The organism is Psychrobacillus antarcticus, from assembly GCF_029533155.1.
Lineage (GTDB): Bacteria > Bacillota > Bacilli > Bacillales_A > Planococcaceae > Psychrobacillus > Psychrobacillus antarcticus.
On record NZ_JAIZDB010000045.1, the window covers coordinates 1 to 21,177 of the forward strand.

Genomic DNA, 21,177 nt, shown 5'->3' on the forward strand with positions numbered 1-21,177 from the left:
GGAAATTATATAGATTATTACAACTCAGAACGAAAGCAATGGGATTTAAAAAAGATGGCTCCGGAAGCATACCGAAACCATCTCATCGCAGTCTAAACTACAAACTCTCTTTTTATTAAGTTGTCTACTTTATAGGGCTCAGTTCAAGTTTAATCCTACCTTACTTTTTTCTATAATTTTTATTGCATCTTTTAACAGGTTGATATCAATCATTATCTCTTTCTTCAGTAGGTAATTATTGCATCTATAGTAGTCGTTGATAAGTTTCTTTAGTTCTTCGATTATTAGTTTCATATAGTTAGGCCCCTTTATATTTATATATAGGCTGAAGTGAAAATTATATAATTAATTTCACCTATGTACGTTATAATTACTAATACCCAAGTTTCCAGATTCTTAAGCATCTTTTTTTATTTATTTGATAAAGATTATGGATATTTATCATTCTAACCTTAATAGTAAGTATGAATAACTCTTTCCTGAAGGTAAAAGTGAGGATTGAAAGTAGGTTAGCCAAAAGATATCTGAACAAAATAAAACCCCTCAACCATAAAGGTAAAGGGGTTTTTCGATGATTTCAACGAAAATGTCCACTTTTCGTTGAAATATGATATCGGCTCTTAGTTATCTTACGTAAATTTCGTAATATTGTCAAGTTCATATAAATCTATTGAATATTACGATAAACACCGACTACTTTTCCGAGTATGGTAACAGAATTTACGATGATTGGTTCCATGGAAGAATTCTCAGGTTGTAGACGGAAATAAGACTTCTCTTTAAAGAATCGTTTAACAGTTGCCTCATCATCCTCTGTCATTGCCACAACAATATCGCCATTGTTTGCTGATTGCTGTTGTTTTACAACGACATAGTCACCATTTAATATACCTGCTTCAATCATACTATTACCCATAATCTCCAACATAAATAAATTATCATCAGCTGTTCCGAATGTTTCTGGAAGTGGGAAAAATTCTTCTATATTTTCTATTGCGGTAATTGGAAGACCGGCAGTAACTTTACCTATAAGTGGAACATGAACGACGTTTTGTTTTTCGACAAAACTACCTAATCCATCAAGAATTTCAATTGCACGTGGTTTAGTTGGATCTCTTCTGATTAAGCCTTTACTTTCCAATCTTGCTAAATGTCCGTGAACAGTTGAACTAGATGCTAAGCCTACCGCTTCTCCTATTTCTCGAACTGACGGTGGATATCCTTTTTTACGAACTTCTTCTTTGATAAAAGCTAATATGTCTTCCTGTCTTTTAGATGCTTTTTTCATATGTTCACCTCTTTTAGAGTAATTATTTATATCCTTTTCTATCTTATTAATAGTATAACAGGCAAAAACCTTTAATGCAAACATAGGTTCTAATTGTTGTTGACAAAAACAAACGTTCGCATTATTATTAAATTATATATGGCGAACACACATTCTATTAGGGGGTATTTTTAATGACTTGGATGAAAGAAAACTATTTTCTATCATTATTTGCAGCAGGCAGCGTTGCTTTTATACTATATTTAATAATTTCGAATTCTTTTTCGACAGATGAGAGTCTACAGATTAATATAAAACAAGGCGATTCTTTATGGGAGTTATCAAATGAGTATGGCGTGAATGAGGATAAAAAAGTATGGATCGATAAAGTAATGGCCATGAATAATTTACAAGATGTGCACATTAAAGCGGGGGAAGTGCTTAAAGTTCCAATTACTGAAAATAGTTACCATTTCGATAATGAAACGGAGATAGCGGGCGATACAAAATGAAATCAGTAATATATTGTCGAGTGAGTACTGAAAAAGAGTCTCAGGAGACATCCTTAAAAAGACAGGAAGAAGAACTATTAGAATTTGCAAAACTAAAGAATTATGAAGTCGAAAAAATATTCTTAGATCAACATAGCGGATATGATATTGAGCGTGAAGGGTTATTAGATTTACTAGAGTATGTAAAAGAAAATGAAATTAAAGCCGTATTTGTTCAAGATGAAACCCGAATTGGTAGAGGGAATGGAAGAATGGCTGTTTTACATCTCCTTCAAAAAACAAACACTTCCATTTACACTTTACAAGACAAAGGGATCATCAATTTGAATGAGATGGACTCTATGTTATTGGAAATATTAGCACTTGTGGAGGAATACCAAAGGAAGTTACACAATGCTAAAATCAGAAGAGGTATGAAGAAGGCTGTTTCTCAAGGGTACCGACCAGAGAAAAATTTAAAGACAAGGGGTAATCCCGAAGGAAGAGAACGAATAGATGTTCCATTAGAAGAAGTAGTTAGACTTCGTAATGCTGGTCTTACATATGAAGAGATTTCTATGACACTAAAAGGTTTGGGATTTAATATTAGTAAAGCTACCGTTCATCGACGCTATACTGAGTATATAGAAGCACACGGAGTGAAATGACTTGCACTCTGTGTGTTTTTTCCTTACCTTTATATAAGGATAAAGTGAAAGGATGAAATGAATTGTTAAGCAAAGAAAAATTAGCAAGAATTAGTGAATTATCTAGAAAGTCCAAAACATCAGGACTTTCTATTGAAGAGGCAAAAGAACAAAGCTCTTTACGTAAAGAATATTTGGAAACTTTTCGCTCTACAATGAGAGATACTATTGAAAGTGTAAAGATAATTGACCCTGAAGGTAATGATATAACACCTGCAAAAGTTCAAGAAGCAAAGAAAGGAAAGTTTCTGAATTAATTAATCATTTCAGAAACCATTGATAATACAGACATTCTTGTCTAAACTAGGAATATAGAAAAAATTTGTTTGAGAGGATGTCATTCATGTCATTACAATCCGATTTATTAGCAATTAATACAATTCGAACTTTATCTATTGATGCAATTGATAAAGCAAATTCTGGTCACCCTGGTTTACCAATGGGGGCTGCTCCAATGGCTTACACATTATGGACGAAACACTTACGCCATAATCCAAGTAACCCGACGTGGTTTAACCGTGACCGCTTTGTGTTATCAGCTGGTCACGGCTCTATGCTTTTATATAGCCTACTTCATCTTGGTGGTTATGATTTACCAATGGAGGAGATTAAGAACTTTAGACAATGGGATTCTAAAACACCTGGTCATCCAGAGTTCGGTCACACCGCAGGAGTAGAGGCAACAACAGGGCCACTTGGTCAAGGAATTGGAATGGCAGTCGGAATGGCGATGGCAGAGGCACACTTAGCTGCTACATACAATAAAGAAAACCACTCCATTATAGATCATTATACTTACGCATTATGTGGTGATGGCGATTTAATGGAAGGCGTAGCTGCAGAAGCAATTTCTCTTGCTGGACATCTTCAATTGGATAAATTAATTGTCTTATATGATAGTAATGATATTTCTTTAGATGGTGATTTAAGTAAATCATTCTCAGAAAATGTAGCAAAACGTTTTGATTCGTATGGTTGGAACTATATTCATGTAAAAGACGGTAATGATATTGAAGAAATTTCAAATGCTATTGAAAAAGCGAAGTCTCAAAATGATAAACCAACAATCATTGAAGTGAAAACTGTTATCGGATTTGGTTCTCCTAACCGTTCTGGTAAGTCAGATGCTCACGGTATGCCTTTAGGAAAAGACGAAACACTTTTAGCAAAAGCTGAATACAAATGGCTATTTGAAGAGGATTTCTATGTGCCTGAGGAAGTTTATAACACATTTAAACAAGCATCAGAGCTTTTAGGTGTTCAAGAAGAGTCTTCTTGGAATGAGAAACTAAATGCGTATGAGGCTGAATTCCCTGAGTTAGCTTCTACGCTTAAAACAGCAATTTCTGGTGAATTACCTGCAAACTTTGCTGATGCGCTTAAAACATACGAAACTGGTACATCTCATGCTACGCGCTCAGCTTCTGGAGAAGCAATCAATGCAATAGCTCAAAACTTACCAACATTCTTTGGTGGTAGTGCCGATTTAGCTGGTTCTAACAAAACTACTATGAAAAATGTTGGAGATTTCTCAGCGGATAACTATGCTGGAAAGAACATCTGGTTCGGTGTACGCGAATTTGCAATGGGAACTGCTTTAAATGGTATGGCTTTACATGGAGGACTAAATGTATTTGGTGGAACATTCTTCGTATTTAGTGACTATGTTCGACCTGCAATTCGTTTATCTGCATTAATGGGACTTCCTGTAACATATGTATTTACACATGACAGTATTGCTGTAGGAGAAGACGGCCCAACGCATGAGCCAGTGGAACATTTAGCTTCTTTACGAGCAATGCCTGGTTTATCTGTAATTCGTCCAGCGGATGCAAATGAAACTGCGGAAGCATGGAAACTAGCTGTATCATCTAAAAATAATCCTACAGTTTTAGTTCTTTCTAGACAAAATCTTCCAACTCTTAATCATTCCGTGGAGCTAGTGAGAGAAGGAGTTTCTAAAGGAGCTTATGTTGTAGCACCTAATGAAAAAGCTGAGGCTATCTTACTTGCAACTGGTTCAGAAGTAAGTCTTGCTGTTGAAGCTCAACAAGCACTTTCTAAAGAAGGAATTGAAGTTTCGGTTGTTTCTATGCCTTCATGGGATTTGTTTGAGAAACAAGATGCTTCCTATAAAAACAGTGTATTACCATCTCATTTAACGAAACGTCTTGCGATTGAAATGGGTGCATCATTAGGATGGCACCGTTATGTTGGATTTGAAGGGGACGTTATTGCAATAGATACATTTGGTGCAAGTGCTCCTGGCGAAATTGTTATGAAAGAATATGGTTTCTCTGTTGAAAACGTAGTTGCGAAAATGAAAGCATTACTTCAAAAGTAAAAAGTTTTATGAGCAATTCGAATACTTTGGAATTTAAGTATTCGAATTGCTTTTTTATTTCGAATTATATAGAATGCAAAAAGAATCTATAGTATAATTTTCATTGGTGTCTAGTACACGTAGATAAGTACGTAAGGAGGAGAATTTATGAATTTAACATTAGCTATAGTATTAATAATTGTCGCGTTAATCGCTGGTGCGGTAATTGGTTTCTTTGCAGCGCGTCAATATATGATGAAATACTTAAAAGAAAACCCACCTATTAATGAACAAATGCTTCGTATGATGATGGCACAAATGGGTCGCAAGCCTTCGGAAAAACAAGTTAAACAAATGATGAATCAAATGAATAAAATGCAAAAATAAAAAAAGCACTCGGATGAGTGCTTTTTTTATTTGTTTAGTAAGCCATTTTCTTGAAGAAAATCTGCTACAACTTGCTCATATTCCTCACTATTTTCATTGAAGGATTTAGCGTGTTCCCCGATCTCGAACCATTTTAATGTTTTAGGGCCTTGTTTTTTTTCGTATAAATCTTCCGTCATTTTAGGTAAGATAAAATTATCCTGTAAACTGTGGATAAACAAGACAGGTTTTTCAATTTTGTCGATAACATCAATTGGTGATACGAGATTTAACGTATACCCATCACGAAGTTTTAAAAACAAATTAGCGAATCGAATGGCAAGACTAGTTCGAAGTGGAGTTGTCTGCGTCATTATATGATAAACTTGCTGCTCAAAATCAGAAAAGGCACAATCGGAAATATAAAAATCAGCGTCGTCAATGATAGATCCGGCATATAGTAGTGTAGTAGCTGCGCCCATAGATTCTCCGTGAATACCTAAAATTGCTTCCTTCCCAGCTCTTTCTCTGACAGCCTCCACAATCGATTGTAAATCTATTTTTTCATAAAATCCAAAACTAGTTGTCTTTCCACCAGAATCACCATGTCTACGATGATCATAGACAACACTATTGAAGCCAAGCCGCTCAAACATACGAACAAAACGAAGGGAGTTAATTTTGTTTTCTGTAACCCCGTGACAAATAACAACATAGTTATTTGTTTCTAATGGTTCGACAAAAATAGCTTTTAGAGAATACCCATTTTTAGATTCAATCCATCGTTCCGTTTTATTTATAGCGTTAAACCAGGCCTCATCTAATCGTTTAGAAGTAATTTCACGGTTTAATATAAAATCATTTTCTTTTTTCTTCATATACATAAGCCTATTAGTTACAAAGAAACCAAAGAACGTAGCGATAGCTGTCAAAACACTAGTAAAAATACTCGTCCAAATAATTACTCGTTTCTTCATCTGTTCAACCCCTACTTACTTATAAATAGTTTATACATACCCGTGTCTATCGGTCTTGAAACATACGGTTCAACTACTTCTACTGCTTGAAGCAATGAGTCAAGATTAATATTCGTTACAATACCCATTTGATGTAGCATATTCACAACATCCTCGGTTGCTACATTTCCCGTAGCTCCTGGGGCAAAAGGACATCCACCTAGTCCGCCAGCGGAAGTATCAAATCGATCAATTCCCGCCTGTAAGCTAGCAAGAATATTAGCTATGCCCATTTTTCGTGTATCGTGAAAATGAGCGGTTATGAGAGTAACTGGAAATTCTTTCTTTAACGAGTCGAATAACTCATAGCTTTCCAGTGGATTAGCCATTCCAATTGTATCGGCTACGCTTAGTTCGTTTACACCCCAAGAAACGAATTCCTTGCACAATGCTAACGTATCCGATGCATCTATTTTACCCTCATATGGGCAATAAAAAGCAGTAGAAATACATGCACGGACGAAATAACCTTGTTGTAATAGTTTTTCCACAATCGGCCTAAGTTCATCCATGCTTTCTGTTGTCGTTTTATTAATATTTTTTTTGTTGAAACTATTAGAAACGCCTACAAATACAGCGAAATCCTTTGCGCCGGACTGTTTGGCTAATTCGACGCCCTTATTATTAGGCGTTAGTACGAGTTGTCTACCCATTTTTTTCACTTGGGTGACTATTTCATTTGCATCTTTCATCTGTGGCACCCATTTTGGTGATACAAAGGAAGTTAATTCCATTTCTTTTATTCCAGCTAGCTGCAGTTTTTCGATAAAGGCTAATTTTATTTCGGTTGGTACTTCATTTTTTTCATTTTGCAAACCATCTCTTGGACCTACCTCGATAATAGTCACGTTATTTGGTAAACTAAACATAATCATCCCTCCTTCTTTATTGTAAAGAAAGGATGGTTAAACAAGCAAATTTTAAATTTGCTTTGTGAACATTTAATACAGGGGAAACAAGGAGGAAAAGACATGACAAATGAAGTTGTTATCGTAAGTGCAGTTAGAACTGCAATTGGTTCGTTTCAAGGTGCTTTAAAAGATGTGCCTGCTACTAAGTTAGGCGCTATTGTCATTGAAAAGGCTTTGGAAAAAGCGGGGGTATCTAAAGATGCAGTGGACGAAGTAATTATGGGGAACGTCCTTCAAGCAGGCTTAGGTCAAAATCCTGCAAGACAGGCGGCTATTCAAGCTGGACTACCTCATTCGGTTTCTGCGTTAACGATTAATAAAGTATGTGGTTCTGGCTTAAAAGCAATTCATCTTGCTACTCAAGCCATTCTTGCAGGGGATGCTGATATTATTGTTGCTGGTGGAATGGAAAATATGAGCCAATCTCCGTATTTATTGAAAAACGCTAGAGACGGCTTCCGTATGGGCGATCAAAAGGTAGTAGATAGTATGATTTCAGATGGACTATGGTGTGCATTTAATGATTACCATATGGGTGTGACTGCTGAAAATCTATGTGACCAATATAATATTACTAGAGAAGAGCAAGATAAATTTTCTGCACGTTCGCAGAGCAGAGCAGCAAAAGCAATAGAAGAGGGTAAGTTTGTTGATGAAATCGTTCCCGTAGTAATGCCTCAGAGAAAAGGAAATCCAATTGTCTTTTCACAAGATGAATATCCGAAGAAAGGTTCTACAGAAGAAAAGTTAGCGGGGCTTCGTCCGGCATTTAAAAAAGATGGCTCTGTAACTGCTGGTAATGCTTCCGGTATTAATGATGGGGCGGCAGCAGTTGTGGTCATGTCAAAAGCTAAAGCGGATGAACTTGGGCTTAAGGCCCTTGGGACAATTGTAGCGAATGCATCGGCAGGAGTGGATCCGAGCATCATGGGAATTGGACCTGTGGAAGCAGTGAAAAAAGTATTAAACAAATCTCAATTAGCATTAGCGGATATTGATTTAATCGAGGCAAATGAAGCTTTTGCTGCACAATCAATTGCTGTAGATAGAGAGTTATCCTTTAACCATGATATACTAAACGTAAATGGTGGAGCGATTGCTTTAGGACATCCGATTGGGGCTAGTGGAGCTCGTATATTCGTTTCCTTACTTCATGAAATGGAGAAGAGAGATGCGAAAACGGGTCTTGCTACACTTTGTATCGGTGGTGGACAAGGGGTCGCAACTATAGTTAAACGCTCATAAAAAGAAGGTGAATTATATGGCTAAAAAAAAACAAAGACAACAACAAGTAAAGCCTGCTAAGCAAGTGGAAGAGGGAAATTCACTATCCGATCAACTTTCTTCTGATGTTCTAGCAAAACTAAAAGAAACGAAGAACCAATTAGTATCTGCTGCACAAGAAAAAGAAGAAGAAAGACAAGCTCAGCTAGTCTTCGAAAAGAAAGAAAAAGAAAAAAATAAATCGTTTGAAGAACTACTAGATGATTACGGCTTTGGTGGTTCGAAGTTTTAAGATATGGAAACCTATATGCTTCGGCGAATAGGTTTTTTGGAAAAAATATCCTATTCCAACGAGCAAGGCATTTTTTCCAACTAAACTACTCAAAATTCCAACTAACCAGGATAGAGCATCCGAAATTTGTTCAAAAGAGTGTTGGAAAAAAACAAAAAAGCCAGTTGTGATGTAAATCACGACTGGCTTTTTAGAGTTGAAGAAATGTTAAATTCGATGTTCCTTATATTTCTCTTTTTTTGTTATCTGGCTTGCTTTTTGTAAAATGCTATCTGGCACTGGCATTTTGTATGCCTTGATTGATTCTAATAACTGCTGCTCACTACTTGCACCGATAATCATTGAACTAGTTACATTTTGATGTAAAACATAATGTTGAGCTACGGAGCTTAAAGGAGAATCTAAGGCATATAATCCTTTAATCACGTCAAGTAGTTCCTGGTGAGTATAGCTTAAATACTCATCTGTTTTGCTTGCACGAGTTATACCTTCAGCAGTTAATAACCCTTTTGCTAACGTACCTCTGCTAAGGAGAGTAGCTGCATTATTTTCTAGCAAGGAAAACCATTCTTCTGGTCTTCTGTCTAGTAAACTATATTGCATCATGACAGAAACGGCATTACTTTGGCGTAAAAATCGTTCGATGACATTTGGCCGTATAGAGGATATACCGTATTCACGGATAACGCCCTCTTTTTTGAGCGTTTCCATCGTGTCTATGACTTCATCTACATCGTCTTCCATCGTGCCTCCGTGTAGCTGATATACATCAATATAATCGGTTTGGAGTCGCTTTAATGAGGCGTGTACGGTCTCTGTTATCCATTCCTTAGACGGATCCCATGACCAACCATCACCCGCTTTGTTCAATCGATTTCCGACTTTCGTAGCCAATATTATATTTTTTCGATTGTTTTTAAGGGCGTTTCCAACAATCTTTTCATTTTCCCCATTATTGTATAGATCAGCTGTATCAAAATAGGTTATGCCGTTTTCTAAAGCAACTTGAATAATATCATTGGCTGCTGCTGGCTCCGTTGGAAGTGACATGCAACCTAATCCAATTTCTGAAACGTACAGATTACTTTTACCTAATTGTCTTTTCTTCAAGTTTCATCACGTCCTTTTCTACATGGTACAATGTCAAATAGATAGATTCAACTAAAGAGATATAGAGAGAGGATGATTTGTCATGAAAAAGTTCGAGGAAAAAACAATTCAATCTGAGGTTAAATTCAAAGGAAGAATAATCACACTGCAGGTAGATGAAGTAGAACTACCGAATGGCAAAACTAGTAATAGAGAGATTGTAAAACATCCTGGTGCTGTTGCCGTTATTGCTGTAACAAATGACAATAAAATAGTTTTGGTAGAACAATTTAGAAAACCGTTAGAACGATCCATTATTGAAATTCCGGCTGGGAAAATAGAGATTGGAGAAGCTCCCGAAATAACTGCCCTACGTGAATTAGAAGAAGAGACAGGCTATACCACGGACAATCTACAATACATTCAATCATTTGCCACATCTCCTGGATTTGCAGATGAGATTATCCATCTATATTTTGCGGAGAATATTAAAAAGATGGAGCAACCAGTTGGGTTAGATGAAGATGAGTTTGTCGAGTTATTACATGTTTCTATTTCCGAGATGGAAGAAATGGTGAAGAAACAACAAATCTATGATGCGAAAACTGCCTTTGCATATATTTGGTTGAAAGATTATATAAAAGAAGCATGATTTAAGTTAGTACAAGCATATGATGAAAGTAGATAGGGGGGGTGTTCCAATTTGAACCAGACTTATACTATTTTCATCTCATTATGTGTACTTGTAGTTAGCTTTGTCGGTGGTTTAATTTTATTTGAACAAAGTACGGTAGAACAGCAGCAATGGATTATAAATCTCTTGGATGCACGCGTTCTATTAGTAGAGCGGCCTACTTTTTTAGAAACTAGTTTTCCTCATCTCATGATAGCCATTGTGTTTTTTTTGTTTTATCAACATAAGTATTTACGAAAACTAATCTTAGTTATTTGTGCATTTAAAATTACATTCTATGGATATGGTTCGAGTTATTTACTGCAAACACAGGAATCTACTTTTCCTTATGTGTTCTGGTGGTTTCCATTTCAGCTAGTTTATTGTATATTGTTATTAGCATTAGCAAATCGGATTAATATTTTTTCGCTATCCTTGTATATAATTGTTATAATTATAGAATTCATCTTTATACCATTTGTATTATTTAATAATTAGTTCTTATTAAGAGTCATTATTAAGTTAATCTCTTGTAATGAGAATTCAATTGTTGGTATAATGGATTCAAGTAAGGAGGCGTCATATGGAAAGCCGTATTGATCGTATAAAAAAACAATTGTCTGGTGCGAGCTACAAACTGACGCCACAGCGTGAAGCGACAGTGAGAGTTTTGCTTGAAAATGAAGAAGATCATTTAAGTGCAGAAGATGTATTTTTACTAGTTAGAGAGAAATCATCTGATATTGGACTTGCAACAGTTTATAGAACGCTGGAGTTATTAAACGAATTGAATGTGGTAGATAAAATTCAATTCGGTGACGGCGTATCTCGTTATGATTTGAGACAAGAAGGTGCAGCGCATTTTCACCATCACCTTGTTTGTATTGAATGCGGAGCTGTAGATGAGATTCAAGAAGATTTGTTAGAAGATGTGGAAGCTATTGTCGAGAAAAAGTGGAACTTTAGAATAAAAGACCATCGCCTAACATTTCACGGTATATGCTACCGTTGCCAAGAAGATAAATAAACAAAAGGATAGCTTACTAGCTATCCTTTTTTAGATGATTATTTTAATAACAGGAGTGATGAACTTGAAGAATGGACAACTGCATTTGGAAGATTATATGCACTTTCTGCGGATTGAACGGCAGTTAGCGAGTAATACGTTGATCTCCTATAAAAAAGACTTATCCGATTATTTACATCATATATTTGAAGTACAGCAACTACATAGTCTTGATGAGATAGAGCGCACAAATATTGTTCTTTATCTTCGAAGCTTAAAAGAAAATGGAAAATCTGCTCGAACGATATCTAGACATATTTCCTCTATTCGTTCCTTTCATCAGTTTTTATTAAGAGAGAAAGTGGCAAACACGGATCCCTCTGTCCATCTGGATTTACCCCAACAAGAACAAAAGTTACCTACTTATCTATCCGTAGAGGAATTGAATAATCTATTAAATAGTATTGATGTATCCAAACCACAGGGTCAAAGAGATTTAGCAATGTTTGAACTTATGTATGCTAGTGGTATGCGTATTAGCGAGTGTTTAAACTTGAACCTAGAAGATATACATTTATCAATGGGATTTGTACGTATATTTGGGAAAGGTGGCAAAGAACGAATTGTGCCATTAGGTGGTTCTGCCATTAGAGCTTGCACAGATTATATAGAAAATGCTAGAACAACTTTGCTTAAATCGGAAAAGACAGAAGCTATTTTTATTAATCAACGTGGGAAACGTTTAACTAGACAGGGGATATGGAAGTTACTGAATAAGCATGCTACTACAGCAGGGATTTCCAAGGAAATTACTCCACATGTGCTGCGCCATTCTTTTGCAACACATTTAATAGAAAATGGGGCAGATTTACGTGCTGTTCAAGAAATGCTTGGTCATGCAGATATATCGACGACACAAATTTATACACATGTGAGCAAGAGCAGGTTAAAGGATGTCTACAAACAATTTCATCCGAGAGCTTAAAAAGTCAGAGGTCTGACCTGTACATTTATATTTTTTTTGGTAAACTAGAAGAAAATAGTAGGAGGTAAATAAATGAATAATTTTAAGCGCATACATGTGATCGTTATGGATTCTGTAGGTATAGGGGAAGCTCCAGATGCTGATGTCTTCGGTGACGTGGGGTCCCATACGATCGGACATATTGCAGAAAAAATGAACGGACTTCATATGCCTCATATGGAACAACTTGGACTGGGCAATATTGATGACATTCAAGGAATCAATCAAGTAGCGGCTCCTACCGCTTATTTTGGTAAAATGCAGGAAGCCTCTGTAGGAAAAGATACGATGACAGGTCACTGGGAAATCATGGGCTTGAATATTGATAAACCGTTTAAAGTATATCCAAACGGATTCCCAGATGAACTGATCTCTCAATTAGAAGAAAAAACTGGTCGCAAAGTAATTGGTAACAAACCAGCTAGTGGAACAGAAATTTTAGATGAGCTTGGCGAAGAGCATATGAAAACTGGGGCAATTATTGTTTATACATCAGCTGACCCTGTGCTTCAGATTGCAGCACATGAGGAAATAATTCCACTAGAAGAATTGTATCGTATTTGTGAAATTGCTCGTGAGTTAACACTTTCGGAAGAATTCCTAGTAGGTCGTATCATTGCGCGTCCATTTATTGGTCAGCCAGGTAAGTTTGCTCGTACATCTAATCGCCATGACTATGCCTTAAAACCTTTTGGTCGCACAGCGATGAATGAACTAAGTGACGCTGGACTAGATGTATTAGCAATTGGTAAAATACACGATATTTATAATGGAGAAGGTATTACCTCTACGGAAAGAACGACAGATAATATGGACGGAATGGATAAATTCATCGCAACACTAGACAAGGATTTCAAAGGGATCAGCTTCTTAAATTTAGTTGACTTTGATGCGTTATTTGGTCACCGTCGCGATCCATTAGGTTATGGAAAAGCTTTAGAAGAATTCGATGTTCGCTTAAAAGAGGTCCTTTCAAAGTTAACAGAGGAAGACTTATTAATCATTACGGCGGACCACGGTAACGATCCAACGATGCCAGGAACAGATCATACACGCGAATATGTTCCATTAATCGTATACTCGCCAAAATTGAAGGAAATAAAAGAGTTACCACTACGCAATACATTTGCGGATATTGGGGCAACAATTAGTGAAAACTTTGGTGTAGCCAAAACTCAATTCGGAGAGAGTTTCTTGTCTTTATTGAAATAAAAAGATCCTACATGAAGGAAGTGTAAATTCAATGAGAATGATTGATATTATTGAAAAGAAACGAGACGGTAATGCTCTGACAAAACAAGAAATTGAATTTTTTATAGATGGTTATACAACGGGTGCTATTCCAGATTATCAAATGAGTTCCCTGTTAATGGCTATTTTTTTTCAAAATATGAATGATGAAGAAAGAGCAGACTTAACGATGGCGATGGTGAATTCTGGTGAAACGATCGACCTTTCTGCCATCGAAGGTGTTAAAGTTGATAAGCATTCTACGGGTGGAGTTGGCGATACAACTACGTTGGTGTTAGGTCCGCTAGTTGCTGCTTGTGGAGTTCCAGTAGCTAAGATGAGTGGTAGAGGACTCGGGCATACTGGTGGAACAATCGATAAGCTGGAAGCAATTGAAGGGTTCCATGTAGAGCTTACTTCTGAACAGTTTGTGAAACAAGTGAATGAACTGAAGGTAGCAGTTATTGGGCAAAGTGGGAATCTAACACCTGCCGATAAAAAGTTATACGCACTTCGTGATGTAACCGGAACTGTTAATAGTATCCCATTGATCGCAAGTTCTATTATGAGTAAAAAAATTGCAGCTGGAGCCGGTGCTATTGTTTTAGACGTAAAAACTGGCGACGGAGCATTTATGAAAACGACGGATGATGCAAGAGCGCTTGCGCAAGCAATGGTTCGTATAGGGAATAATGTTGGCAGAAAAACGATGGCTATTATTTCCGACATGAGCCAACCGCTTGGTAGAGCAATCGGAAATTCACTAGAAATAGTGGAAGCTATTGATACGTTAAAAGGTAATGGTCCAGAGGATTTGACAGAGCTGTGTTTGACGCTAGGTAGTCAAATGGTAGTAGTTGGAGAAAAGGCCGAAACTTTAGAAGAAGCTAGAGAAATGCTGCTTGCTGTCATAAAAGATGGATCTGCATTAGAAATATTCAGACAATTCATCAAATGGCAAGGTGGTAATGAGAAAATCGTTGATGATATTTCATTATTACCACAAGCAGCGTATAAATTTGAAGTGCCAGCATCCACGGATGGTTTTATTACTTTCATGGAAGCAGACGAGATTGGTACCGCAGCAATGCTTCTAGGAGCCGGTAGAGCAACGAAGGAATCTGAAATTGATTTAGCGGTTGGTATCGTGCTCAATAAAAAAGTGGGAGACTCTGTAAGCAAAGGAGATTCACTTGCTACAATCTATTCAAATAGAGAAGATGTCCAGGAAGTTATGGATAAGTTAACGAAATTTATCGATATAGAAGCTACTAGAAAAGATGCGCCACCTTTAATTTATGAAGTAATTACTGCATAAATTATTGGTAGAAAATCGTTATAGTAACGATAATTTGTTTGTGAACAATAGTGAGCTTTTGATGGAGTATTATGACTGCGGTCATGATACTCTTTTTTTGTGAGATTTTTCTATGTTTACTTGCTCTCGCAGGCCATTTACTAGCGGTTCCCATTCGGATACTTGCACTCCAGGTTTATTTACTTTCGGACGAGCTAGCTTTACTGGCGGAGAGTGGGCAACTACAAGCGGAGTGGATTATTCTTCCAGTTCCTCGTCAACTCTGTAGGAGTGGACGTACTAAAAATATTGTATCCCTGTACTAGCCGGATTTCATGTTTACTTGCTCTCACAGGCCATTTACTAGCGGTTTTCCCCCGGATACTTGCACTCCAGGTTTTTTTACTTTCGGACGAGCTAGCCTTACTGGCGGAGAGTGGGTAATTACCAACGGAGAGATTATTCTTCCAGTTCCTCGTCAACTCTGTAGGAGTGGAGTACTAAAAATATTGTATCCATGTACTAGCCAGATTTCATGTTTACTTGCTCTCGCAGGCCATTTACTAGCGGTTCCCATTCGGATACTTTCACTCCAAGTTTATTTACTTTCGGATGAGCTAGCTTTACTGGCGGAGAGTTGGAAATTACTTGCGAAACGGATTATTCTTCCAGTTATCTACATTCTAAATAGGCATGTCGCTAAAGTATTTTAAAAACTTTTGCGAGATGCCTATTTTTTGATTAAAAAAAAGATTATGTTCCCATACTTTAAACGACCATCCTCTGTCGAAAATCGACTAATAAGCGATGATTTCTTCTACTTTTGTCAAGCGCAAGGAATTTACAAGGAAGATGTGGAATAGCGCTATCTAAGGAGGCGATTTTATGATTCATGAAGTAGAAAAAGTAGGAGACGAAATTATTATTATTCGATTGAAAGGTGAATTAGATCATCACAGTACAAATGATATTAGAAATGAGATAGTTCCATTGATTAAAAACGGGTCTATTAAAGTACTAGTTTGGAATTTGAAAGATTTGCATTTTATGGATAGCTCGGGGATAGGCCTAATTCTAGGAAGAATGAGAGAGCTTGCTCCAATAGATGGACAAACAATTATTGTAAATCCATCGCCAACGATGCGTAAAATTTTTCAGTTTGCAGGTTTAAGTCCTTATATTTATAGCGAATCTGAAATTGAAATAATGTCTAAGTTAGGGGGAATAGTTTATGGACAATGAGATCACATTATCTTTTATCGCTAAAAGTGAGAATGAAGCTCTAGCAAGAATGGTCATGTCTAGTTTTATCGCAACGATTGACCCGACTATTGAAGAATTATCAGAGTTTAAGACGGTCATATCGGAGGCTGTAACGAATGCAATCGTTCATGGTTATGAAGAAGATGGCGTAGGGAAAATAGAACTGCATGCACAAAGAGTAGATAGAGAAATAGTTGTTTCTATAGTGGATTATGGCCGTGGAATACGTGATGTAAATCAAGCACGTGAGCCACTGTTTACGACCAAACCTGAGCAGGAACGTTCGGGAATGGGCTTTACAATTATGGAAAGCTTTAGTGATGGCGTTGAGATTTACTCCATTCCTGATAGGGGGACTACTGTAACGATAACGAAGCAATTTGTACCAATTCAAGAATCTTGTAGGATCGTCTAATGATAAACAAAAAACCGTCTACTTTACTAACTCAAGAGAAAATGAGAGAGCTTATAGCGCTGTCACAGACTGGTGATAAACTAGCAAGGCAACAAATGATTGAGGGTAATACTAGGCTTGTATGGTCTATTGTTCAGCGATTTGCGTCTAGAGGAGCGGATTTAGAAGATTTGTTTCAGATCGGCTGTATTGGCTTGATGAAATCGGTGGATAAGTTTGATTTGTCTTATGAAGTTAAGTTTTCAACGTATGCGGTTCCTATGATTATAGGAGAGATTCAGCGGTTTTTGAGAGATGACGGAATGGTGAAAATTAGTCGTTCCATTCGGGAATTAAATTTTAAAATTCGCCATGCTACCGATGACTTTTTAAAAACGCATGAGCGTCAACCGACTATTTTGGAGCTTGCGCATATTTTAGAGGTGTCTCGAGAAGAAATAGTGATGGCTACAGATGCTCTTCGTGATCCGGCATCCTTGCAGGAGCAGCTTTATGAAAATGATAGCGGGGATGCTTTAACACTAATGGACCAAATGAAGGATGAGCGTTCCGAAAAGCCATTTGAGCATATTCCGTTACGAGAGCTTGTCGAAAAGCTTGAAAAAAGAGAGCAAATGATTATTTATTTGCGATATTATCTTGATTGCACACAGAGTGATATTGCGGAACGATTAGGAATTTCTCAAGTACAAGTATCGAGACTAGAGAAGAAAATATTAAGCCAATTAAAAACATGGCTAGTACCAGTTGGTCATACGAATTCAAATGCAAAAGATAGGTGATTGAAACGAAACCTTTGTTTACTAGTATGGATGAAGCTGAATTGTATTTAAAAGAAAAGTTCGGAGTAAATGAGTCTTATGATGTGGGGATTTTACATTCCCATTTGTATGAATTTCCTGTATTACTCGTCTATATTAATGGATTGATTGATGGCATGATCATCACTCAATTGTTGACGAACACCCAATTGAAAATTGCAGATAAAACAATAAGCGAAAACGAAATTATGGAGCATTATTTCCCTTACTATTCCATTACTCAATATGATTCCAAGGAGAAATGGTTAGCTGCACTTCTGAGTGGACAAGTAACCTTCATATTGTCGAATGGTTCCGTGTACACAATTGATGTACGCTCGTATCCTGGAAGATCGCCTGAAGAACCGGATAATGAAAAGGTTATAAGAGGATCAAGGGATGGATTTACAGAAAATATTGTTCAAAATACAGCGCTCATTAGAAGGAGGATTCGGGATACTAATTTGCGCTTTGAGCTACATCAAATTACTGAGTTAGGTCAAACGGATATTGCCATATCTTATATTAAAAATATTGCCAATGAAGATAATCTTACGCAAATTCGTGATCGAATAAAAAAAATAAAGCATGATGGAATTACGATGACAGACAAAGCATTAGAAGAATGGGTTTTTAAACAAGGATTCCATCCTTTGCCTTTTGTGCGATTTACAGAAAGACCGGATATAGCTGCAGCGCATTTGCTAGAAGGGCATATAGTAATAGTAGTAGATACCTCTCCATCTGTAGTAATCGTTCCTACGACCCTTTTTCACCACTTACAACATGCGGAAGAGTACAGGCAAGCACCGTTGATTGGAACTTTTGTCAGATGGATTCGGTTTTTAGGTTTTCTTCTTAGTCTATTTCTTTTGCCATTTTGGTACTTATTATCGGTTCATCCGGAGTTTGTACCTAAGGCACTTGATTTTATTGGTCCAAAAGAATCGACCGAAATACCGTTATTATTACAGATATTATTTGCAGATATTGGGATAGAATTTCTAAGGCTCGCTGCTATTCATACACCAACTCCGTTATCAACAGCAATGGGTATTATCGCAGCATTAGTCATTGGGCAAATGGCTGTGGATGTAGGGATTTTTGTCCCAGAGGTTATCTTATATACCGCTATAACAGCGATCTTCACTTTTTCTATCCCCTCCTATGAGCTAAGTATTACAACTAAAATATTTAGGACAATTATTCTGTTGAGTACAGCATTATTTGGTCCAAGTGGATTTTTTGTAGCTTCTTTAGCCCTACTTTGGTATGTATGTTCTGTAAAGCCTTTAAATGTTCCTTATTTATGGCCACTTCAGCCTTTTTTTCCAAAAGCACTCTTGCGATTAATCGTAAGGTTTCCAATGCCGGCTGACTCTAAAAGACCATTTATAACAAGATCCCCTAATCGTAAACGTTCCTAATGCACATTGCCATTTCCTCATCTATTGTGATAAAGTTCTAATAGATATAGTGAAACTTCAACCAGAGGATAGCTTCATCCTCCTCTGATTGTTAGTTGAACCATTCGGGCTTTTACGGACAGTTGACTCCCACTTAAAATTTGTTATTTGGGCCAATCTGTGATGTGGGAGTATTACTGCCCGTTAATGCGGGATATGGGGAAAAGAGGCGAATTAAATGGTGCTAGTTTCACGGCATGCTGTAAACGAAAAAGGTCACTTGATGATTGGTGGAATGGATAGCTTAGAGCTTGCAAAAATATATGGAACACCATTGTTTGTGTACGATTTGTCTTTGATTCGAGAAAGAGCGCAAGCATTCATCCAGACATTCCGGGATCAACATATATCGGCGCAGGTTGCATATGCAAGCAAGGCATTTTCTAGTGTTGCAATGTACCAAGTGATGAAACAAGAAAACTTATCATTAGATGTTGTATCTGCTGGAGAATTATATACAGCGATTCAAGCTGGATTTCCAGTAGAAAAAATTCATTTTCATGGTAATAATAAAAGTAAAGAAGAATTATCATTAGCTCTTAAGCATAATATTGGTTGTATAGTTGTCGATAATTTCTATGAAATAGAATTACTAAAGATGCTTACTGCAAAAACAAAGCAAAAAGTTAATGTATTATTACGGGTGACACCTGGTGTTGAAGCCCATACCCACGATTACATTACGACTGGCCAACAAGATTCAAAATTTGGATTTGATCTACTGAATGGACAAGCCGATCAAGCATTTCTGGATGTATATCAAGATGAATATATTCAATTGCTTGGTTTGCATTGTCATATTGGCTCTCAAATATTTGAAACGACTGGTTTTAAGGTCGCTGCAGAGAAGCTTATTACTAAAATGATTAAGTGGCACACAGACTATAACTATTTATGTAGCGTTTTAAATCTTGGTGGAGGTTTCGGTATAAGATATACAGATGATGATGCTCCGCTTGAACCAGCTGTTTATGTAAAAGAAATGATCCAAATAGTAAAAGAGCTCGTGCATAATTCTTCTTTTAAAATGCCAGAAATTTGGATTGAACCAGGTAGATCATTAGTTGGTGATGCTGGAACTACGTTATATACCGTTGGATCCGAAAAGGAAGTACCAGATATCCGAAATTATTTAGCGGTTGATGGTGGTATGTCTGACAATATTAGACCTGCATTATATGGAGCAGAATATGACGCAGTTATTGCAAACAAAATGGGACTTAAGTCAACAAATAATTATACAATTGCTGGTAAATGTTGTGAATCTGGTGATAAGTTAATCGAAAATATTCAATTACCTGCTGCTGAACCAGGGGATATTCTAGCAATGTTCTGTACAGGTGCCTATGGTTACTCTATGGCAAGTAATTATAATCGTTTAACGAAACCGGCTGTAGTGTTTGTAGAAAATGGCAAGCATCAATTAGCGGTAAGAAGAGAGACGTTGGATGACCTTATACATCTAGACCTTCCTTTAACAATGGAAAAGGAGTGAAAATAAGATGAAAAAGGCAAACGTAATACTGTTCCTAGTGATTTTTGTCGTTGGAATTTTATGGGGTCTCGCTTACTGGTTATTTATAGCGCCAAATGCCGATTTGTAAAATCGGCAAAATTGAGGTATAATAATACAGTTATTTTAAGAAATTGGACTTTGTTAAATTAGTGTTGATTGGATGCATTTGATAGAATTTACGAATCGATTCGCTTGCATTCCTGCTGCATTGGATTTGTACATTCGTTTGTATATGATCTATGATGAATAAAATAAACAAGCCAAGAAATTAAAAGAGGGTTTAAAATATGCTACTTCGCTACAAAAAAACATTTGAAAAGATTTCAATGGGGCTACTTTCCTTTATGCCTCATGAAAAGGATGTTAAGAAGTTATTAGAAACAATTCATACGTATGAAACGAATCCAGATTGGCATTTGTTTCTTTGGAAGAAAGAGGAAGATCTAGTTGGATTAGTTGGAGTACGTATGGAAGGTACTGAAGCTGTCATTCAACATATTTCTGTCAATCCTTCACATCGTGGAGAAGGACTTGGACAAGAAATGTTACAAAAACTTCCTACGGTTTTACAAACAACTTCACTAAAGCCATCTAAGGATGTCGAATCATTTTTTAATAAATGCCAAACAAAAAAAGAAGAGGAATGACTTTAGTTGAACTGAGCCCTATAAAGTAGACAACTTAATAAAAAGAGAGTTTGTAGTTTAGACTGCGATGAGATGGTTTCGGTATGCTTCCGGAGCCATCTTTTTTAAATCCCATTGCTTTCGTTCTGAGTTGTAATAATCTATATAATTTCCT

General features: G+C 36.8%; 25 protein-coding genes. 20 read left to right on the top strand and 5 right to left on the bottom strand.

The features are described from left to right. Positions 1-9: 9 nt before the first annotated feature. A complete protein-coding gene (locus tag LDK52_RS18640; protein WP_407081798.1) occupies positions 10-96 on the top strand; it encodes an IS3 family transposase in 87 nt (28 codons plus the stop codon). Positions 97-667: 571 nt separating this feature from the next. Here the strand turns inward: LDK52_RS18640 and lexA are convergent. Continuing rightward, the gene (lexA, locus tag LDK52_RS18645; protein ID WP_277587426.1) at positions 668-1,288 is read right to left on the bottom strand and encodes a transcriptional repressor LexA; all 621 of its coding nucleotides are present in this window, start codon (positions 1,286-1,288) and stop codon (positions 668-670) included. 173 nt (positions 1,289-1,461) lie between these two features. On the opposite strand from lexA, the gene yneA reads away from it, so the two are divergent. The 5 genes from yneA to LDK52_RS18670 all read left to right on the top strand — a co-directional run bounded on the left by yneA (position 1,462) and on the right by LDK52_RS18670 (position 5,175). Then, on the top strand, positions 1,462-1,779 hold the full coding sequence (gene yneA, locus LDK52_RS18650; RefSeq protein WP_277587427.1) for a cell division suppressor protein YneA: 318 nt from the start codon (positions 1,462-1,464) through the stop codon (positions 1,777-1,779). Then, positions 1,776-2,426: a YneB family resolvase-like protein gene (locus tag LDK52_RS18655; protein ID WP_277587428.1), complete on the top strand. Its 651-nt coding sequence runs from the start codon at positions 1,776-1,778 to the stop codon at positions 2,424-2,426. Before yneA ends, LDK52_RS18655 begins: the two co-directional genes overlap by 4 nt. 62 nt (positions 2,427-2,488) lie before the next feature. Beyond that, on the top strand, positions 2,489-2,722 hold the full coding sequence (locus LDK52_RS18660) for a DUF896 domain-containing protein (RefSeq protein ID WP_277587429.1): 234 nt from the start codon (positions 2,489-2,491) through the stop codon (positions 2,720-2,722). Positions 2,723-2,808: 86 nt separating this feature from the next. Next, on the top strand, positions 2,809-4,809 hold the full coding sequence (gene tkt, locus LDK52_RS18665; protein ID WP_277587430.1) for a transketolase: 2,001 nt from the start codon (positions 2,809-2,811) through the stop codon (positions 4,807-4,809). 147 nt (positions 4,810-4,956) lie between these two features. Beyond that, positions 4,957-5,175 (top strand): YneF family protein, encoded by a 219-nt coding sequence (locus LDK52_RS18670; protein WP_277587431.1) that lies wholly within the window; start codon positions 4,957-4,959, stop codon positions 5,173-5,175. Between the two features lie 26 nt (positions 5,176-5,201). On the opposite strand, the gene LDK52_RS18675 is transcribed toward LDK52_RS18670, so the two are convergent. Both LDK52_RS18675 and LDK52_RS18680 read right to left on the bottom strand, forming a co-directional pair. After that, positions 5,202-6,131 (bottom strand): alpha/beta hydrolase, encoded by a 930-nt coding sequence (locus tag LDK52_RS18675; protein ID WP_277587432.1) that lies wholly within the window; start codon positions 6,129-6,131, stop codon positions 5,202-5,204. Between the two features lie 11 nt (positions 6,132-6,142). Continuing rightward, positions 6,143-7,039, bottom strand: a complete 897-nt coding sequence (locus LDK52_RS18680) for a hydroxymethylglutaryl-CoA lyase (protein WP_277587433.1) — start codon at positions 7,037-7,039, stop codon at positions 6,143-6,145. A 102-nt stretch (positions 7,040-7,141) separates the two neighbouring features. Between LDK52_RS18680 and LDK52_RS18685 the strand changes: the two genes are divergently transcribed. Together LDK52_RS18685 and LDK52_RS18690 are read left to right on the top strand one after the other, a co-directional pair. Further along, complete coding sequence (locus LDK52_RS18685) at positions 7,142-8,326, top strand: acetyl-CoA C-acetyltransferase (RefSeq protein WP_277587434.1); 1,185 nt, start codon at positions 7,142-7,144, stop codon at positions 8,324-8,326. A 16-nt stretch (positions 8,327-8,342) separates the two neighbouring features. Then, a complete protein-coding gene (locus LDK52_RS18690) occupies positions 8,343-8,597 on the top strand; it encodes a DUF3886 domain-containing protein (RefSeq protein ID WP_277587435.1) in 255 nt (84 codons plus the stop codon). Positions 8,598-8,804: 207 nt separating this feature from the next. On the opposite strand, the gene LDK52_RS18695 is transcribed toward LDK52_RS18690, so the two are convergent. Beyond that, on the bottom strand, positions 8,805-9,707 hold the full coding sequence (locus tag LDK52_RS18695) for an aldo/keto reductase (protein WP_277587436.1): 903 nt from the start codon (positions 9,705-9,707) through the stop codon (positions 8,805-8,807). Positions 9,708-9,789: 82 nt separating this feature from the next. Here LDK52_RS18695 and LDK52_RS18700 point away from each other — a divergent pair, with 82 nt between their 5' ends. The 12 genes from LDK52_RS18700 to LDK52_RS18755 all read left to right on the top strand — a co-directional run bounded on the left by LDK52_RS18700 (position 9,790) and on the right by LDK52_RS18755 (position 21,023). Next, positions 9,790-10,338, top strand: a complete 549-nt coding sequence (locus LDK52_RS18700; RefSeq protein WP_277587437.1) for an NUDIX domain-containing protein — start codon at positions 9,790-9,792, stop codon at positions 10,336-10,338. Between the two features lie 51 nt (positions 10,339-10,389). Beyond that, positions 10,390-10,857: a hypothetical protein gene (locus LDK52_RS18705; RefSeq protein WP_277587438.1), complete on the top strand. Its 468-nt coding sequence runs from the start codon at positions 10,390-10,392 to the stop codon at positions 10,855-10,857. Positions 10,858-10,942: 85 nt separating this feature from the next. Next, on the top strand, positions 10,943-11,386 hold the full coding sequence (gene fur, locus LDK52_RS18710) for a ferric iron uptake transcriptional regulator (RefSeq protein WP_277587439.1): 444 nt from the start codon (positions 10,943-10,945) through the stop codon (positions 11,384-11,386). 64 nt (positions 11,387-11,450) lie between these two features. Continuing rightward, positions 11,451-12,350, top strand: a complete 900-nt coding sequence (gene xerD / locus LDK52_RS18715) for a site-specific tyrosine recombinase XerD (RefSeq protein ID WP_407081837.1) — start codon at positions 11,451-11,453, stop codon at positions 12,348-12,350. A gap of 72 nt (positions 12,351-12,422) precedes the next feature. Then, positions 12,423-13,601 (top strand): phosphopentomutase, encoded by a 1,179-nt coding sequence (gene deoB, locus LDK52_RS18720; RefSeq protein WP_277587441.1) that lies wholly within the window; start codon positions 12,423-12,425, stop codon positions 13,599-13,601. Positions 13,602-13,632: 31 nt separating this feature from the next. After that, on the top strand, positions 13,633-14,937 hold the full coding sequence (locus LDK52_RS18725; protein ID WP_277587442.1) for a pyrimidine-nucleoside phosphorylase: 1,305 nt from the start codon (positions 13,633-13,635) through the stop codon (positions 14,935-14,937). Between the two features lie 864 nt (positions 14,938-15,801). After that, positions 15,802-16,158 (top strand): STAS domain-containing protein, encoded by a 357-nt coding sequence (locus LDK52_RS18730; protein ID WP_277587443.1) that lies wholly within the window; start codon positions 15,802-15,804, stop codon positions 16,156-16,158. Continuing rightward, the gene (gene spoIIAB / locus LDK52_RS18735; protein ID WP_093060805.1) at positions 16,148-16,594 is read left to right on the top strand and encodes an anti-sigma F factor; all 447 of its coding nucleotides are present in this window, start codon (positions 16,148-16,150) and stop codon (positions 16,592-16,594) included. Before LDK52_RS18730 ends, spoIIAB begins: the two co-directional genes overlap by 11 nt. Beyond that, complete coding sequence (locus LDK52_RS18740; protein ID WP_277587444.1) at positions 16,594-17,376, top strand: SigF/SigG family RNA polymerase sporulation sigma factor; 783 nt, start codon at positions 16,594-16,596, stop codon at positions 17,374-17,376. The genes spoIIAB and LDK52_RS18740 overlap by 1 nt, the downstream gene beginning before the upstream one ends. 26 nt (positions 17,377-17,402) lie before the next feature. Beyond that, positions 17,403-18,821 (top strand): spore germination protein, encoded by a 1,419-nt coding sequence (locus LDK52_RS18745; protein ID WP_277587447.1) that lies wholly within the window; start codon positions 17,403-17,405, stop codon positions 18,819-18,821. A 217-nt stretch (positions 18,822-19,038) separates the two neighbouring features. Beyond that, positions 19,039-20,355, top strand: a complete 1,317-nt coding sequence (gene lysA / locus LDK52_RS18750; protein ID WP_277587445.1) for a diaminopimelate decarboxylase — start codon at positions 19,039-19,041, stop codon at positions 20,353-20,355. A 308-nt stretch (positions 20,356-20,663) separates the two neighbouring features. Beyond that, complete coding sequence (locus tag LDK52_RS18755) at positions 20,664-21,023, top strand: GNAT family N-acetyltransferase (RefSeq protein WP_277587446.1); 360 nt, start codon at positions 20,664-20,666, stop codon at positions 21,021-21,023. A 57-nt stretch (positions 21,024-21,080) separates the two neighbouring features. On the opposite strand, the gene LDK52_RS18760 is transcribed toward LDK52_RS18755, so the two are convergent. Further along, a complete protein-coding gene (locus LDK52_RS18760) occupies positions 21,081-21,167 on the bottom strand; it encodes an IS3 family transposase (protein WP_407081798.1) in 87 nt (28 codons plus the stop codon). Positions 21,168-21,177 lie beyond the last annotated feature (10 nt).